We start from the raw sequence: 15,486 nt of genomic DNA, 5'->3' as shown, positions 1-15,486 counted from the left end.
TGAACGCGTTCACCGGCCAATGGCCGGGACACGGCGTCCGGACAACGTGAGAGGGGCGGGAGAAGCCCTCCGCCGCTTAGGCAGCGTTTCGAGATGGACGGTGCGTGGTCTCCCACTTCTCCGTCCCTTTCTGCTCGACTTCCCTCGCCCGATTACATTCCACCTCGCCGCCGGCGTCCGGACCAGGGACGAAGGTCCTTCGTCCGCCTCAGGTCCGGCACGTGTGCGCGGCGTGCCGCCCTGGCGGGCCGGTCACCGGACGAGCCGAAGGTCCCCTCGGGGGGCCTCGTCGGCCTCCGCGCCTTCCACCCCTCCAGGCCCGTGGCCGGCGACGCGCCGGCGAAGCCCATGGAACTGCCTGTGCTGCATGATGAAGTGCGCCGGCTCGCCGAGGACCCAGTGGAACAGGCGCTCCGCGACCGAAGACGACCCCCGGCCGCGCGTTCGGACGATCAGGCGCGTGCACCCGTCGGGCAGCCGGCGGAGGTGGAAGGCCCAGATCCCGTCCGCGTACGCCCGCGGCATCGGCCCGCGCGGGTCGAACGCCCTTCCGGACGGCAGCTCCAAGTCGCTCCGCAGCACCAGGGTCCTGCCCGGATCGAGGACCTCGACGCGGAAGTAGGTCGTCCCGCTCGGGACGGTGGGCACGCGGTCGCCCACCGCCAGGTCCTGCCACGCGGGGACGATGAGGTCCGTGCTCGGCCGCCCGCCGTTGTCGAGCAGGTCCCAGCCGTACCAGCCGGCCCGCCCGCATCCCATCTGCACCAGCCACGGCCAGACCGCCTCCGGCGGTGCGGGCAGCGAGGCCGCCATGGTGGACCCGCTCGTCGCGTTCCCGATCAGCTCGTCGCTCGGATAGGAGGTGTCCGCCTCCCTTTCGGTGGCCCCCCAGGACAGCAGCGCGGGGCGGATCGCGGCCGCATAGGCGGCGGCCGCGCCGCAGGCGAGCGCGATACCGCGAACGCTCATGCTCATCACGTGGCCTCCCCTGTCGATGGCCGCTCGGTTCCACGCTGGCGAGCGGCGGCCCGGCTCCCCAGAGTCCTTCGTCATGCCGGCCAGGGACGTTCGTCCCTCAGCCCCGGGCGCACCGGCCGCCGGACCCGAGAAGAGGGACCTTCGGATCGCGGTGGCGAGGACATCCGTCCGTGGTTCGCGGCGCGTCCCCGGGAAGGCTGCAGGTATGAGCCGTTCCGGGCGACTTTCGAGGTCGTTCGGTCATCGACCCGGGGAGCAGGGCATGAAGGCGCCGGACGCCATGGCACGCGCGGACCGCCTGCGGCGCCGCTGCGGGTTCGACGGCAACGTCCTGCGCCGGAGAGTGGATCGGACCCAGTGGCGCGCCGGGCTGCTCCTGCTCCTGCTCTTCCTGGTCGTCGCCCCGGTCGCCGCCGCCCACGTCGTCTGGTCCGTCCACGCCGCGGGGGTCCGCGCCGAACGGTACGAGGCCGCGACACGCCACCGCGTCGACGCGACGGTGGTCGGGGTCACGCCGCTGGAGTCCGGGCGCGAGGTCACCGTGATCTGGTCCGGTGCGGACGGCGCTCCGCACACCGGCCGGTACACCAGCTGGCGCGCGACCGCGATCGGCGAGCACCGCGTGCTCTGGACGAGCCCCCGCCACAGCCTGGAAGAGATGGGCCCGCGGAAACACGCGCGGACGGTCGGTGACGAAGTGTCCGCCGCCGCGGCGGTCGTGGCGGTGACGGGCCTCCCGCTGCTCACCGTCTACCTCGTGGTCCGCTGGGGTTGCGACAAGCGCCGCTACCGGCGGTGGGACGAGGAATGGGCCGACTTCGACCGCCGCTCCCGCTCGCCCTAGGAGAGGCGGTTCACCGATCAGGTCCGGGCGGTTTCGGGACGGGCACCCAAGGTCACCGGTCGTCGGGACCTTCGTCCCCCGGAACGGATGGGCCCGGCGGGTAGGGCAGAGAGGAAGAACCGGTTCTTCCACCCCGAGGAGCGGCGCTCACGTGGATCTCAACTCGCCCGGCCGCACGCTGCGGATCGGCGGCAGTCCCATCCCCGTCGTCGGCCCCGCCCGCATGTACGTCTGCGGGATCACCCCGTACGACGCGACCCACCTCGGCCATGCGCGCACGTTCGTCTGGGCCGACGTCGCCGCGCGGGTCCTGCGGCACGCCGGCGGAGAGGTGCGAGTGTGCCGCAACGTCACCGATGTCGACGACGTGCTGGACCAGGCCGCGCACCGTGCGGGCAGCCCGTACGACAGCTTCGCCGCCGTCCAGCAGTTCTACTTCGAACGCGACCTGGAGGCTCTCGGCGTCCACGCCGTCGACCACCAGCCCCGCGCGCACAACCATGTCAGCGAGGTCGTCGCGCTCGCCCAGGGCCTCCTCGCCTCCGGCCACGCCTACCTCCGCGACGGCGCGGTCTACTTCCGCGGCGGCGAGGTCCCGCGGCGGGCCGGCCTCGACGTCGGCCGAGCACGCGAGCTCCTCGCCGAGTACGGCGACGCGCCCGATGATCCCGGCAAGGCGGACCCGTTCGACGTCGCGCTCTGGCGGCCGTCGCGGTCGGGCGAGCCGGCCTGGCCCAGTCCCTGGAGCGCGGGACGGCCCGGCTGGCACGCCGAGTGCTCCGCGATGGCCATGACGACCTTCGGCCCGGCACTGGACCTGCACGCCGGCGGCGTCGACCTGCGGTTCCCCCACCACGCCTACGAGGCCGCCATGGCCGAGGCGCTGACCGGCGTGCGGCCGTTCTCCCGGGCCTGGCTGCACGTCGGGATGGTCTGCCGGGACGGTACCAAGATGGCCAAGTCCACCGGCAACCTGGTGCTGGTCTCCGATCTCGTCCAGGACCACCCGTCCTCGGCCGTCCGGTTCATGCTCCTCGCCGAGCCCTGGGCGCAGGAGTGCGACTACACGCCCGACGCCCTTGACCGCGCCGCGGCCGGCCTGGACCGCCTCCTCGGCGCGGCGGGCCGCGGCCGCTCCTCCCCCGCGGCGGAGACCGCCGTGACGCGGGCCCTCCTCGACGAACTCGACGTCGGGACGGCGCTCGCTGTGGCGGAGCAGGAGGGCGGCCGGACCGCTCGCCTGGTGGCGCGGATCCTGGCCGTCGGCTGAGCCCGCGCCGCGGTGATCCAGTGCCGAAGCGCGCCGGGCGTCCCCGGTGAGAGGCACCATCGCGCTTGAGGTTCACGTTCGGGGACGAAAGGACCGTCGCCGTCGAAACGGGGACGAAGGTCCCTACGGTGGAGCGGGCGCGCGACCGACGCTGGAGTCGGCACCGTGGCCGCCACCGGGGCGGCTCCCCGAGCTTTAAGGAACTTCGCGATGGCGAGGCAGATCTCCCATGGTTCGTCCGTCCCGGCTCTGGAGCATCGCGTCGCGGTGCTGGAGCGGCAGGTGGCCGCGCTCGCCGAAGCGGCCCGGCTGCTGGCCGCCGCCGTGGAGAGCACTTCCCCGGACACCCCCGACCCCGGCGAACCGGCGCCGCCGGCCCACGGCGGGCGCAGGAACTGCTCCTGCTCCCACCGCTGACGCCCGCCGCCGGGCGCTTGACCCGGGCCCGGTGATCGTCGTCCGCGGGCCCTCGTACGCCCCCACCGGCAGGGGCGGGGCGGCCCGCGAGGGGTTACACCGCCCGGCCCAGGGTTTCGGGGGCGACTTCGGCGAGCCGGGTCTGGGTCGCCTCCAGGCGGCCCACGACCTGCTCGGCGAAGCGGCGCGTCAGCTCGTAGCCGAGCGAGGGGTCCACCGCGCTCAGCGTCCGGACCAGCCGGCCGTCGAACTCGATCGCCTGGACCGGCGTGCTCGCGAACGCGCCGAACCGCCCGCGGTGCGGACGGAACAGCCATGACCAGCCCACCACCGATCCGGGCCCGAAGGTGTCGATGACGAGCGTCCCGCCTTCGGGGACGCGCATGTCGACGGCCACGCTCCCGTCAAGGAGGAGCCAGAACCGCTCCGCCGCGGCGGACTCCGCGAACATGCGCCGCCCCGCGGAGATGTCGGTGTGCCGGGCCGCCTTCGCAAGCCTGGTCAGATCCGGGCTCCGCATACCGTCGAAGAACGGCTCGCCGGCCAGATCGGCCGCGGTCACCATGCTCACTTGGCTCGCCTACCTCCGGTGTTCTCCGCCGCCCGGCGTCATCCGACCCGCTGCGGGACGATCGTGAGCGTGAGGGGCGCGTGCTTGAGCAGCGCGTCGCTCGTCGCGCCGAGCGTCAGAGGCTCGACCGCGCCGGTGCCGCGCGCGCCCACCACCGTCAGCGTCGCACCCTCCGCCGCCTCCAGCAGGGCCTCGCGGGGCGGCCTGAGCACCAGCGACGTCGTCGCCTGGACGGCGGAGTACTTGACCAGCCAGGGCGCGACCGCCCGTTCCAGCACCGCCCCGCACGCGTGGCGGAGCTTGTCCTCATCGCCGAACAGCGACAGGTCGCCGTCGGGCGCGGCGCCGGGCTCCCAGCAGCCGTAGACCGCGCGCAGCCGCCAGCCGCGCAGGGCCGCCTCCTCGAACCCGAACGCCAGTGCCGCGTCGGCGCCCGAGGAACCGTCGACGCCGACGACCACCAGGCCGTCGCGCGAGGCGGCCGAGCGCACGACCGCGACGGGGCGACCTGCCCGGGCCGGGACCCGCAGCGCCGTGGACCCGACGGGCGTCTCCTCCGGCGGATGCGATCCGACGACGATGAGCTCGGCGTCCGGCCCCTGGTTCAGCAGCGCCTCGTAAGGCCCCCCGGTCTCCAGCCGCTTGCGCACCTGCAGGCCGGGGGCCAGCTCATGCGCCAGCGCCACGCCCTGGTCGAGCACGTGCTCCCCCATCCGGCGGACGAGGGCGACGCCCTCGTGGTCGATGGAGCCGATCGAGTACGGCCGCTGCCAGGCGTGGCACACCGTGAGCGGCACCCACCGGAGCCGGGCCTCCTCCACCGCCCAGCGCAGGGCACGCCCGCTCGCACTGGTCGCGTCGTATCCGACGACCACGTGGCTCATGACGCCCTCCTCATCGGTCGCCTTCATTCCAGCGCCCGTCGCAACCCCTCTCCAGGGTCGAACGGCCCCCGGAGGCGGGACCTCTGGCGCCCGTTCAGGCGGCAGTGACCTCGCTCTCCAGGCGCACGCCGACACGGGGGGTGTCAAAGATCGAGTTGTGGACCGTGCCGGCCATGACGGCCGCCATCAGACCCCCCACGTCCCGGTCGGGCAGCCGGACGGGAGGGCGCAGGCGCAGCTCGACACGCGTCACCCGGGCGGGACCCTCCGGGGTCATCGCGTACTCGGCGGCGACCTCAAGCCCGTTCGCGGGCAGGCAGCGCGCCTTCAGGTAGAGCCGGGCGTGGTGCGCGGTGCACGCGGCCAGGGACGCCACGAACAACTCGACCGGGGTCGGCCCGGCGTCCATCCCTCCCCCCGTGTAGGGCTGGTCCACGTGGATCACGTGGTCACGGACGATCACCGCGAAGGCGTCGTCCTCCCGGTGGACGACCAGCATCTCGCTCATCGGTGCCACCTCCTCTGCTGACGGTTCCTCGCATTGGACCCCAAGTCTCGATTTCGGAAGTCTTCGCAGGTAGAGCCAAAGGTCCTGCCGGAAGTCCCCGGTACGGGTGAGGTCCGGACGCCAGGCGAGTTCGACACCGGCCACATCCCCGGCTCCTGCAACGTGCCTCCATCCGGGAGCCACCAGATCCCGCCGTGCCGCCCGCCGAGCGGTGCCCGGATCGGGCCGAAAGTCCCGATTTGGTGGGACGGTCGGCACTAACTCGCGGAATGTCCCGGACGGCAGGGTGGGGGATGACTGAGGGAGGTCGCTGATGTGGGTCGTGCCGGAACAACGGTCCGTCGTCGTCGGGGTGGACGGTTCCCCCAACTCCATGGCCGCGTTGCGCCGGGCCGCCCGCGAGGCCGCCGAACGCCGCGCGCGCCTGGACGTCATCCGCGTCATGGAGCCCGGCGACGCCCCCGCGCGGCGCCCGTTCCGCGCGGTCAAGGAGTGGCTGCGGCTGCGCCGCCTGGTCGCCCGCCTGATCCCCCGCTCCCGGCACCTGACCACCCGGCTGCGCGTCCTGCACGGGGAGCCGGGCGTGGTACTGGCCGAAGCGGCCGGGCGCGCCGAACTGCTGGTGGTCGGCGCCCGGGCGCACTCCGAGCACGGCAACCCGCTCGGCGGCGACACCGTCCCGGTCGTGCGGGAGCGGGCGCGGTGCGAGGTAGTGATCTGCGCGGACCAGAGGGCCGCCGCCGGCGAGAACCTCTGAGGCCCGCGGGCCGAAACTCACCGCGCCGTCGAACAGGCCCTTGCCGCGATCCAGCCCGTGGGGCCGCCGGACCGATCTCCGGCGCCGCACCCCTCCCGACCCGCCTTGCCGCCCAATGCATCGACATGCCTGCGAGGGGCGCTCGCGGGGAGCGCCCCTCGTGGTCGCGGATCAGGTCACTTGAGGAAGGGGAGGCGCTCGACCAGGCGGCTTCCGCCCCACCAGCGGCCGAGACCCAGGGTGTCGCCGGCGCCGACCAGGGCCAGTCCGACGATCAGGATGGCGTAGACCAGGTGGTCGTCCATGAAGGGGTTGTTCTCCGGAGGCAGGACCGCCGACCACATCATCACCAGCAGGGCGGCTCCCGCTGCGACGGCGATCCGCATGCCCACGCCCAGGATGAGGGCGGCGCCGATGCCGCCCAGACCGATCATGAACAGCCAGTCGGCCCAGCCCGCTCCCGCGATGTCGTGGTAGAACCCGGCGAACGGGCCGGCGGGCGAGTGCGCCAGGAACCCCTCGGTCGGGCTGCCGCCGTCGATCCACGCCTTGGCGGCGGGGGTCTCGTGGCCCAGTCCGAAGGTCTTGTCCAGGAACGCCCACAGGAAGACCCAGCCGAGCGCGAAGCGCGCGGCGGCCCACGTGTAACGGGCGGCGGGCGACTCGGTCAGCGGCTCGGGGGTCACCTCCCGAATCCGAGTGTTCCGTCCCACGCGGGGCTCGTGCTCGGAGAGTGCCATCGCCACTCACCTTCCATCGCATCGATGATCTCGTCACCCATGACTCAATCCCGGACCGCCCTTGGCCTGTAGGTACGTTCGGCGCACGATCGGCGGGACCAAGGTCCCGCGTGGGGCGGGCAGGAGGACCCGGGAGGTCCCTGCCGGGAGGGGCTTTCCGCCTCTGCGTCCGTCCGGGGCCCGATGTGTAGCGTCGTGATGGAAGGAAGGTGAAGGGACGGCGTCATGGGAGCGACGACCATGCGAACACGGACCGGCCGCTGGACAGCACGGATCGACCGCCGACGTCGCAGTTGCGGCTTCGACCGCAACGACCTGCGGCGCGATGTGGACCGGGTCCAGTGGCGGCTCGGGCTGCTGCTGCTCGTCGTCTTCCTCAGCGCGACACCGCCGCTGCTCTCCCATGCCGTCCAGTCCGCCTACGGCTCGGGGGTGAGGGCCGAGCGCCAGCAGGCCGCCACCAGGCACCGCGTCGAGGCCACCATCGTGAAGGTGCGGGATCCGGGGGGCCGGCGCACGGTCACGGTCGCCTGGACCGACCCCGACGGGACGCGGCGGACCGGCGACTACACGACGTGGCGGGGAGCCGACGTCGGGGAGCGCCTCCTCCTGTGGGCCGGACCCGACGGCGTCTCGATCACGCCGCCCCGCCGGCACGCGCAGACGGTCATCCACACCACGGTGGCCGGGGCGGGCGTGGCCCTTGCCACGGGACTGCCCGTGCTCTGCCTCTACTGGCTCGTCCGGGTGCGGTACGACCGGCGCCGCTACCGGCTGTGGGACGCCGAGTGGGCACGCCTCGACAACCACCGTATCGGTCCCTGACCTCGGTGAGGCCGGGCCGGGCGGCAGGTCAGACGGGCTTGAGCGGAACGCACCAGACCAGCACCGTGCCGCCCTCCGGACGGCGTCCGGCGGTGCACGTGCCGCCCAGGCCCCCGGCGCGGGCCTCCATGTTGCGGAGCCCGCTGCGGCGGCCGCCTTCGGCGATCCCGACGCCGTTGTCCTCCACCCGCACCGTGACGTCGTCCCCGACCTCGATGTTCAGGGCCGCCTCGGTGGCGTGAGCGTGCCGGGCGACGTTCGACAGGGCCTCCCGCACGACCGCGAGGAGCTGCTCGCCGATCTCCTCGTCGACCGAGGTGTCCAGCAGCCCGTCCAGCCGCACCGAGGGAGCGAACCCCAGGTGCTCCGCCGCCCTGTCGGCCAGGGCGTGCACCCGGCTGCGCAGCGACGTCTCGTCGGTCTCGGGGCCCTGCAGCGCGAAGATGGACGAGCGGATCTGCCGGATGGTGTCGTCCAGGTCGTCCACCGCCCGCTGCACCCGGACGGCGACCTCCCGCTTCTGCGTGATCTTGATCGCCGCCATCAGCCCCATCGCGGTCGCGAACAGCCGCTGGATGACGGTGTCGTGCAGGTCCTTGGCGATCCGGTCGCGGTCCTCCAGCAGCGCCAGCCGCTCGGCGTCCCGGCGCCGCTCGGCCAGTTCCAGGGCCACCGCCGCCTGCCCCGCGAACGCCTCCAGCAGCCGCTGCGTCCCCTCCGAGAAAAGCGCGCCCTCGGGCCGGTTGACCACCGCGATGACACCGCGCGCCGCCGAACCGAGCCCCAGCGGGACGATCAGCAGCGGACCGATCGGCAGCCGCGCGGGCACGTCCGCCTCGCGCGCCGCCTTCTCCCCGTCGGCCAGCCGCAGGGCGACCCCGTCGGCGAACACCGGCCCGGCCACCGAGTGCTCCAGCGGCACCCGCAGCCCCTCCAACTGCTCGGCGCCCTGCCCGCGGGCCGCCTCGACCACGAAGTGCGGGCTGCCCTCCTCCACCAGCGCGACCGTCGCCAGGTCGGCCTCGGCGATCTCCTGCGCCCGCTGCGCCACCAGCGTGGTCACCTCGTGCGGGTCAGTGCCCGACAGCAGCGCGGTGGAGACCTCGGCCGACGCCTCCAGCCAGCGCTCGCGCCGGCGCGCCTCCTGGTACAGGCGGGCGTTCTCGATCGCGACGCCGGCGGCCGTGGCCAGCGCGATCACCACGACCTCGTCCTCCTCCTCGAACTGGCCGCCGCCGGCCTTCTCGGTCAGGTAGAGGTTGCCGAACACCTCGTCCCGCACGCGGATCGGGACGCCCAGGAACGTCCGCATCGGCGGATGGTTGGCGGGGAAGCCGCTGGAGGCGGGATGGTCCCCGAGGTCCGGGAGCCGCAGCGAGCGCGGATCCCGGATCAGCAGGCCCAGGATCCCGTGCCCGTGCGGCCAGTGGCCGATCGCCTCGATCTCCTCGTCGCCGACGCCCACGGTGACGAACTGCGCCAGGTGCTCGCCCTCCTCGCCGATGACGCCGAGCGCGCCGTACCGGGCGTCGACGAGGGTGGTGGCCGCCTCGGTGATCCGCCGCAGCACCGACTCCAGGTCCAGTTCGCTGCCGATCGAGACCACGGCCTCCAGCAGCGCGTGGACCCGGTCGCGCGTGGACCGCGCCGCCTCCAGCCTCGACTGCAGCTCCGACAGCAGATCGTCCAGCTGCAGCTGCGGCAGGATCAGCCGTGCCCGGTCTTGGCCGGCGCCCGAATCATGAGCCACAGACCCAGTATTACCCCTGCCCGGGGGGAGAAGTCAGGTCAGGGACCTTAGACCCTGTGGGCCGGATCACCTGTGCCTCACGCTGGGGGGCATGCACCTCGATCACAGCGGCATGGAGATCCTCGACGACGGGGAATGCCGGGCCCTGCTCCGCCGATCGACGATCGGCCGGATCGTGTTCACCCTTCAGGCGCTGCCCACCGTGCAACCGGTCAACTTCGTCTTCGACGGCGAGTTCATCGTGGTGAAGACCTCATCGGCCTCGCGCCTGGCCACCGCCGCCTCCGACACGATCGTCGCCTTCGAGATCGACGACATCGACGCGGACGCCGGCCGGGGCTGGTCGGTGGTCACCGTCGGTCCCGCCCACCGTGTCACCGAGCCCGGCGAGATCGCCCGGCTCTCCGCGCTCCCGCTGCGCAGCTGGGCGCCGGGCGAGCACGACCAGTTCATCGTCGTGCGGCCCCGGCTCGTCACCGGCCGCCGCATCCCCGACCGTGTCCCGGTCAGGGCTCCACGATCATGACGTCGGCGACGGCCCGGCGGACCGTGTCCAGCCCCTCGCCCTCCGGTGCGCCGACGCGCAGGAGCATCTGCGGGTAGGCGTCCCGGCAGAAGTGGGTGCGGATGAAGGCGCGCAGTTCCGGCACTTCGAGCGCCTGGGTGTGGAAGGCGGCCGCCAGGTCGCTCTCGGCCGCCCTCAGCAGCGCCCGTTGCAGCGCCTGGCCCGTGCGCAGCCAGTCGGCGGGCCCGTCGCCGTCGGAGACCAGGAGCAGCGCCACCCCCGCCGCCGTCCCCTCCGGGTGCACGGGCTCGGCGCCCCAGCCCTGGCCGCGCGCGAAGTCGCGGGCGGGGAAGTGCGGGCTGGTCTCGGAAGTCCGCCTGGGGTAGGCGCCTTCCTGGACGCCGTCCTTCCGGGCCGTCCTCGGCGAGGGCGCCCAGCGGCCGATCTCCGTGGAGTACGCGGGGGTGCGGCGCTGGAGGTGCTCGGCCGCGTCGGTCAGGGCCGCCAGGGCGCCCTTGACGTGGGAGTCGACCGCCTCGATCAGCCGGGCCCCCTCGCGCTCGACGTCGTACCGCATGGCCGTGAGGACCCCGGCGGGGACGGTCTCGGGACGGAACGCGCCCCGATGGCTGCGCCGGCGCCGGATCTGCGTGTGCTCCCGCAGGGTATGCCCGTCCGCCGGCTCGTCGGGTTCCAGGACCACGTCGGCGAGCAGGTGCGGCCGGTCCGGATCGGGCAGCAGCCGAAGGACGGGGTCGTAGCCCTGCGCCCGCAGCGACAGCCGGAGGTTGTACAGCGCTGCGCCGCAGCTGATCAGCATCTCCCGGCCCATCGGGTCCGCGACGCCCAGGCGGCGGTCCGGGTCGGCGCGCAGGCTGACGCGCGAGCCGCGCACGCCGAACCGCCACGGCTGGGTGTTGTGCACCGACGGCGCCCACAGGGCGTCCTCGACGGCACGCCGCATGTCGTCCGCGATGTCCGCGGAAGTCCTGTACCTGGTTTGCATGAACGCTCCTTCCCTCGTCCTCCACCCCACCAGCGATCCCCGCACCCGCGGCAGGGCCGAAGGTCCGTCCCTGGGGGCACGGGGACGCGTCGGTCCGGGACGTTGGTCCCGCCCGCGGGGGACGTCCGCTGGCTGGGGGGAGGCCCCGCGGCGGGGTAGCGTCCATTCCGTCGCCACCGGACCGAGGAAACGAGAGCCATGACCGCCCAGACGCCAGGGAACGCGGGGACGATCCGGGTCTTTCTGATGGACGACCACGAGGTCGTCCGCCGCGGCGTCGCCGCGCTGCTGTCCGCCGAGGACGACATCGACGTCATCGGCGAGGCCGGCACCGCGGCCGAGGCGCTGGCGCGGATCCCGGCAGTCCGGCCCGACGTGGCCGTCCTGGACGTCCGGCTGCCCGACGGGGACGGTGTGAGCGTCTGCCGCGAACTGCGCTCCCGGCTGCCGGAGCTGGCCTGCCTGATGCTGACCTCCTTCGACGATGACGACGCCCTGTTCGAGGCGGTCATGGCGGGAGCGGCCGGCTACGTCCTCAAGCAGATCCACGGCTCGGACCTCGTCGGCGCCGTCCGCACCGTCGCGACCGGGCAGTCCCTGCTCGATCCCCGCAGCACGGCCCGCATGCTCCAGCGGCTCCGCACCCGCCAGGAGAGGAGCGACCCGCTCAAGGGCCTGACCGAGCAGGAGCGCCACATCCTGGAGCTCATCGGGGAGGGCCTGACCAACCGGCAGATCGGTGAGCGCCTCTTCCTGGCCGAGAAGACGGTCAAGAACTACATCTCGAACATCTTCGCCAAGCTCGGCATGAGCCGCCGCACCCAGGCCGCCGCGCTGGCAGCGCAGCTCAAGGCCGACGGCGCCCAGTCCAGGCAAGGGCGCGACTGAACCCTGGCCCGGCCGGGTCCCTGGGGGGGCGGTCGGGCCAGGCTTCTCGCACCACGGACGAGGCCACCCGCGCCCACGGGCTCGCGTCCGCCACGGCCGGGATGTCAGAGGCGCGGGTCCGCCGACACCGGGACCTTCGGCCCTGACCCCGACCGCCGCGTGCGGCCAAGCTGGTGCGGCAGGAGGTGCGACGATGAACGTTCGCTGCGACCCCGCGGTCGCCGACCCCGCGGTCGCCGACCCCGGCGGCCGGGGCCGCGGGCCGCGATGACGACGGCTCCGGCGCCCTACCGCAGGACGGCCGAGGACGTCGTGCGCGAGTTCGGCGGCGACGCCGCCGACGGACTGGCCTCCGACGAGGCGGCGCGACGGCTGGAGCGGGACGGGCCCAACACGCTGCCCGCCGCGCGCGGGCGCAGCCCCGTCGTGCGGTTCCTCCTGCAGTTCAACAGTCCGCTGATCTACGTGCTGCTGGTGTCGGCGGCGGTGACCGGACTGCTCGGCGAGCACGTTGACGCGCTGGTGATCCTCGGTGTGGTCGTCGTCAACGCCGTCGTCGGATTCGTGCAGGAGTCGCGCGCGGAGAAGGCGCTGGGCGCCCTGGCCGCCATGGCCCAGACCGCGGCGCTCGTCGTCCGGGACGGCGCGGCCCGGCGCGTGCCGTCGGCCGGGCTGGTGCGCGGCGACCTGGTCAGGCTGGAGGCCGGCGACAAGGTCCCGGCCGACCTGCGGCTGCTGCGCGCCGACGAGTTCGCCGCGGACGAGTCGGCGCTCACCGGCGAGTCGGTGCCCGTCGCCAAGGACACCGCGGCGCAGGACGAGGCCGCCCTCGCCGACCGCACCGGCATGGCCTTCTCCGGCACGCTGGCGACGGCCGGAAGCGCCGCGGGGCTGGTGGTGGCGACCGGCGCGGACACCGAGCTCGGCGGCATCCACCGGCTGGTGCAGGGCACCGGCACGGTCCAGACGCCCCTCACCCGCAAGATCACCCACTTCAGCAAGATCGTGACGGTGGCGATCCTGGCGCTGGCCGTGCTGACCTTCCTCATCGGCGTGCTCCGCGGGCGCGGCGCGAGCGAGATGCTCACCGCGGCGGTCGCCCTCGCGGTCGGCGCGATCCCCGAGGGGCTGCCCGCGGTCGTCACGATCACCCTCGCGCTCGGCGTCTCCCGCATGGTCGGCCGCGGCGCGATCGTCCGGCACCTGCCCGCGGTCGAGACGCTGGGAAGCACCACCGTCATCTGCACCGACAAGACCGGCACCCTCACCCAGAACCAGATGACCGTCACCGCCGTCACCGCCGGCGGGCGCGACTACACCGTCACCGGCACCGGCTACGCGCCCACCGGGACGATCCGGCAGGACGGCCGGGAGGTCGACCCCGCGGCCCACCCCGCGCTCACGGAGACGCTGCTGGCCGGCCTCGGCTGCAACGACGCGCAGCTGCACCGGGGGGACGGCTGGCACATCACCGGGGACCCGACCGAAGGAGCCCTGCTGACCAGCGCGGCCAAGGCCGGCCTCGACGGCGTTTCGGACCGCGTGGCCACGCTGCCGTTCACCGCCGAACGCCGCTACATGGCCACCCTTCACCAGGACGGCGCCGTCTACGTCAAGGGCCCCGTCGAGCGGATCCTGGAGCTGTGCGAGGACGCCGCCGGTCCGGACGGCGCGCCCGTCCCGCTCGACCGTGCGGCGGTCACCGCGCGCGCCGAGGACTACGGCGGCCAGGCGCTGCGCGTGCTGGCCTTCGCCCGGGGACGCGCCGGCGGCCCCGGTCTGGACGAGCCGCCCCCGCTGACCTTCCTCGGCCTGCAGGCCATGCTCGACCCTCCCCGCGAGGACGCCGCCCGGGCCGTCCGGACCTGCCACGACGCCGGCGTCAACGTCAAGATGATCACGGGTGACCACGCCGCCACCGCGCGCGCCGTCGGAACCCGCGTCGGGCTGCACGGCGAGGTGATGACGGGAGCCGAGCTCACCGGCGGCGTCTCCGCCGAACGCGTCCAGGCCACCACCGTCTTCGCCCGCGTCTCCCCCGAGCAGAAGCTCCGCCTCGTGCGGATCCTGCAGGACCGCGGGCACGTCATCGCGATGACCGGGGACGGGGTCAACGACGCGCCCGCCCTCAAGCAGGCCGACATCGGCGTCGCCATGGGGCGCTCCGGCACCGACGCCGCCAAGGAGTCGGCCGACATGGTCCTCACCGGCGACGACTTCGCCTCGATCGAGAAGGCCGTCGAGGAGGGGCGCGGCGTCTTCGACAACCTGGTGAAGTTCATCGTCTGGGCGCTGCCGTCCAACATCGGGCTCGGGCTCGTGCTGGTCGCCGCGATCGTCGCGGGCACGGCGCTGCCCGTCCTGCCGCTGCAGGTCCTCTGGCTGAACATGACCGCGGTGCTCGTGCTCGGCCTGCCGTTCTCCGTCGAGCCGAAGGACGAGCACATCATGCGCCGCCCGCCCCGCGACCCGTCCCTGCCGCTGCTCACCCGCGCGATGACGCTGCGCATCCTGGTGGTCTCGGCGATCCTGCTCGCCGGCGCGTTCGGCCTCCAGCACTGGGAACGCGCCCACGGCGCCGCCCCGCAGGTCGCGCAGACGATCGTCGTCAACGTCTTCGCGCTGACGCTGCTCACCTACCTCTTCAACTGCCTGTCGCTGGACCGGCCGCTGCTGTGGCACGGCGTCCGCCGCAACCACTGGGTCGGCGCCGGCGTCCTGGCCCTCATCGCCATCCAGGCGCTCTACACCTACGCCCCGTTCATGAACGAGCTGTTCCACTCCGCCCCGCTCGGCGCCGGCGCCTGGGCGCGCATCGTCGTCATCGCCGCCGTCTCCTACGTGGTGATCGAAATTCTCAAGTACGTCCAGCGGCGCGCCGATCCGGCCCTCCGGCACGGAGGCGGGGGACGTTCGCCCCGGCCGGCGGCCGGCTCCCGGCAGGAGTCCGGAGCCGAAGGCGGGCCGCCCGGCCCGGAGGAGGAGCCATGACGTCGAGCCCACCGCTGGAGCAGCGCGCCGTCGCCGAGCTGATGAGCCGCGACCTGCTCACCATCGCCGCGGACGAGTCGGTGATCATGGCCTGGGAGCTGATGTGCCGGGCCGAGATCCACCACCTGCCCGTCGCGGACGTCGAGGGCGGCTTCCTCGGGGTCCTGGACGCCCAGACCCTCACCTCGTCCTGGAACGCCGCCGTTCCCCGCGAGGCCCGCCGCCCCGTCACGACCCTCCTGCCGTCCCCGCCGCCCGCGACGGTCCGCCCGTCGGCCACCGTCGCCGAGGCGGCCCTGGCCATGCTGGAGTGCGACAGGGACTACGTGGCGGTGACGGACGAGCACGGCGCCCTGGCGGGCCTCGTCACCGCACGGGACCTGATCTGCGCCCTCGCCGGGGTGCACCGCGAGATCCCGGCGCGGACCGGGGGCATGCCGTCCCTGTACCGGATCGAGCCAGTCCTCCCCCGCGAGACGCCGCCACCGCACCCGGGCCGGAGCAACATCGGCCCCGACTGATCCTGGCGGGCGACGCCCGAACGGCCGGTGG

16 protein-coding genes are annotated in these 15,486 nt (G+C 73.7%); 9 read left to right on the top strand and 7 right to left on the bottom strand.

Annotated features, from left to right (window positions below):
- Positions 1-252: 252 nt before the first annotated feature.
- Positions 253-975, bottom strand: a complete 723-nt coding sequence (locus tag CHC11_RS26990; protein ID WP_089314627.1) for a hypothetical protein — start codon at positions 973-975, stop codon at positions 253-255.
- A 265-nt stretch (positions 976-1,240) separates the two neighbouring features.
- On the opposite strand from CHC11_RS26990, the gene CHC11_RS26985 reads away from it, so the two are divergent.
- The 3 genes from CHC11_RS26985 (at position 1,241) to CHC11_RS26975 (ending at position 3,509) form a co-directional block, all read left to right on the top strand.
- Positions 1,241-1,822, top strand: a complete 582-nt coding sequence (locus tag CHC11_RS26985) for an Rv1733c family protein (RefSeq protein ID WP_089314626.1) — start codon at positions 1,241-1,243, stop codon at positions 1,820-1,822.
- Positions 1,823-1,973: 151 nt separating this feature from the next.
- Positions 1,974-3,092 (top strand): class I tRNA ligase family protein, encoded by a 1,119-nt coding sequence (locus tag CHC11_RS26980; protein WP_245919827.1) that lies wholly within the window; start codon positions 1,974-1,976, stop codon positions 3,090-3,092.
- Positions 3,093-3,302: 210 nt separating this feature from the next.
- Positions 3,303-3,509: a hypothetical protein gene (locus tag CHC11_RS26975; protein ID WP_089314625.1), complete on the top strand. Its 207-nt coding sequence runs from the start codon at positions 3,303-3,305 to the stop codon at positions 3,507-3,509.
- 94 nt (positions 3,510-3,603) lie between these two features.
- Here the strand turns inward: CHC11_RS26975 and CHC11_RS26970 are convergent, their stop codons facing one another.
- The 3 genes from CHC11_RS26970 to CHC11_RS26960 all read right to left on the bottom strand — a co-directional run bounded on the left by CHC11_RS26970 (position 3,604) and on the right by CHC11_RS26960 (position 5,472).
- Positions 3,604-4,074: a Crp/Fnr family transcriptional regulator gene (locus CHC11_RS26970; protein ID WP_089314624.1), complete on the bottom strand. Its 471-nt coding sequence runs from the start codon at positions 4,072-4,074 to the stop codon at positions 3,604-3,606.
- Between the two features lie 44 nt (positions 4,075-4,118).
- Complete coding sequence (locus tag CHC11_RS26965) at positions 4,119-4,964, bottom strand: universal stress protein (protein WP_089314767.1); 846 nt, start codon at positions 4,962-4,964, stop codon at positions 4,119-4,121.
- Positions 4,965-5,058: 94 nt separating this feature from the next.
- Positions 5,059-5,472, bottom strand: coding sequence for an OsmC family protein (locus CHC11_RS26960; RefSeq protein ID WP_089314623.1), 414 nt, complete (start codon positions 5,470-5,472; stop codon positions 5,059-5,061).
- 313 nt (positions 5,473-5,785) lie between these two features.
- Here CHC11_RS26960 and CHC11_RS26955 point away from each other — a divergent pair, with 313 nt between their 5' ends.
- Entirely contained in the window at positions 5,786-6,229 is a 444-nt protein-coding gene (locus tag CHC11_RS26955; RefSeq protein ID WP_089314622.1) for a universal stress protein, read from the top strand.
- A gap of 176 nt (positions 6,230-6,405) precedes the next feature.
- On the opposite strand, the gene CHC11_RS26950 is transcribed toward CHC11_RS26955, so the two are convergent.
- Positions 6,406-6,969 carry a hypothetical protein gene (locus CHC11_RS26950; RefSeq protein WP_245919825.1) on the bottom strand — a complete coding sequence of 188 codons (564 nt, stop codon included), beginning with the start codon at positions 6,967-6,969 and terminating at the stop codon, positions 6,406-6,408.
- A 240-nt stretch (positions 6,970-7,209) separates the two neighbouring features.
- On the opposite strand from CHC11_RS26950, the gene CHC11_RS26945 reads away from it, so the two are divergent.
- Entirely contained in the window at positions 7,210-7,794 is a 585-nt protein-coding gene (locus CHC11_RS26945; RefSeq protein WP_143227333.1) for an Rv1733c family protein, read from the top strand.
- A 28-nt stretch (positions 7,795-7,822) separates the two neighbouring features.
- Here the strand turns inward: CHC11_RS26945 and CHC11_RS26940 are convergent, their stop codons facing one another.
- Positions 7,823-9,544 carry a sensor histidine kinase gene (locus CHC11_RS26940; protein ID WP_089314620.1) on the bottom strand — a complete coding sequence of 574 codons (1,722 nt, stop codon included), beginning with the start codon at positions 9,542-9,544 and terminating at the stop codon, positions 7,823-7,825.
- 91 nt (positions 9,545-9,635) lie between these two features.
- On the opposite strand from CHC11_RS26940, the gene CHC11_RS26935 reads away from it, so the two are divergent.
- A complete protein-coding gene (locus tag CHC11_RS26935; protein WP_089314619.1) occupies positions 9,636-10,070 on the top strand; it encodes a pyridoxamine 5'-phosphate oxidase family protein in 435 nt (144 codons plus the stop codon).
- Here CHC11_RS26935 and CHC11_RS26930 read toward each other — a convergent pair.
- Positions 10,051-11,055, bottom strand: coding sequence for an Acg family FMN-binding oxidoreductase (locus tag CHC11_RS26930; RefSeq protein WP_245919823.1), 1,005 nt, complete (start codon positions 11,053-11,055; stop codon positions 10,051-10,053). The two genes, CHC11_RS26935 and CHC11_RS26930, sit on opposite strands and share 20 nt — an antisense overlap.
- Before the next feature lie 198 nt (positions 11,056-11,253).
- On the opposite strand from CHC11_RS26930, the gene CHC11_RS26925 reads away from it, so the two are divergent.
- The 3 genes from CHC11_RS26925 (at position 11,254) to CHC11_RS26915 (ending at position 15,455) form a co-directional block, all read left to right on the top strand.
- Positions 11,254-11,943, top strand: coding sequence for a response regulator transcription factor (locus CHC11_RS26925; protein WP_089314618.1), 690 nt, complete (start codon positions 11,254-11,256; stop codon positions 11,941-11,943).
- Positions 11,944-12,210: 267 nt separating this feature from the next.
- Positions 12,211-14,934, top strand: a complete 2,724-nt coding sequence (locus tag CHC11_RS26920; protein WP_089314617.1) for a cation-translocating P-type ATPase — start codon at positions 12,211-12,213, stop codon at positions 14,932-14,934.
- Positions 14,931-15,455 carry a CBS domain-containing protein gene (locus CHC11_RS26915; protein ID WP_089314616.1) on the top strand — a complete coding sequence of 175 codons (525 nt, stop codon included), beginning with the start codon at positions 14,931-14,933 and terminating at the stop codon, positions 15,453-15,455. The genes CHC11_RS26920 and CHC11_RS26915 overlap by 4 nt, the downstream gene beginning before the upstream one ends.
- The last annotated feature ends 31 nt before the right edge of the window (positions 15,456-15,486 follow it).

It is taken from the genome of Actinomadura mexicana (assembly GCF_900188105.1).
In the GTDB taxonomy this organism is placed as follows: domain Bacteria; phylum Actinomycetota; class Actinomycetes; order Streptosporangiales; family Streptosporangiaceae; genus Spirillospora; species Spirillospora mexicana.
This window is presented reverse-complemented; position numbering and strand designations above follow the sequence as displayed.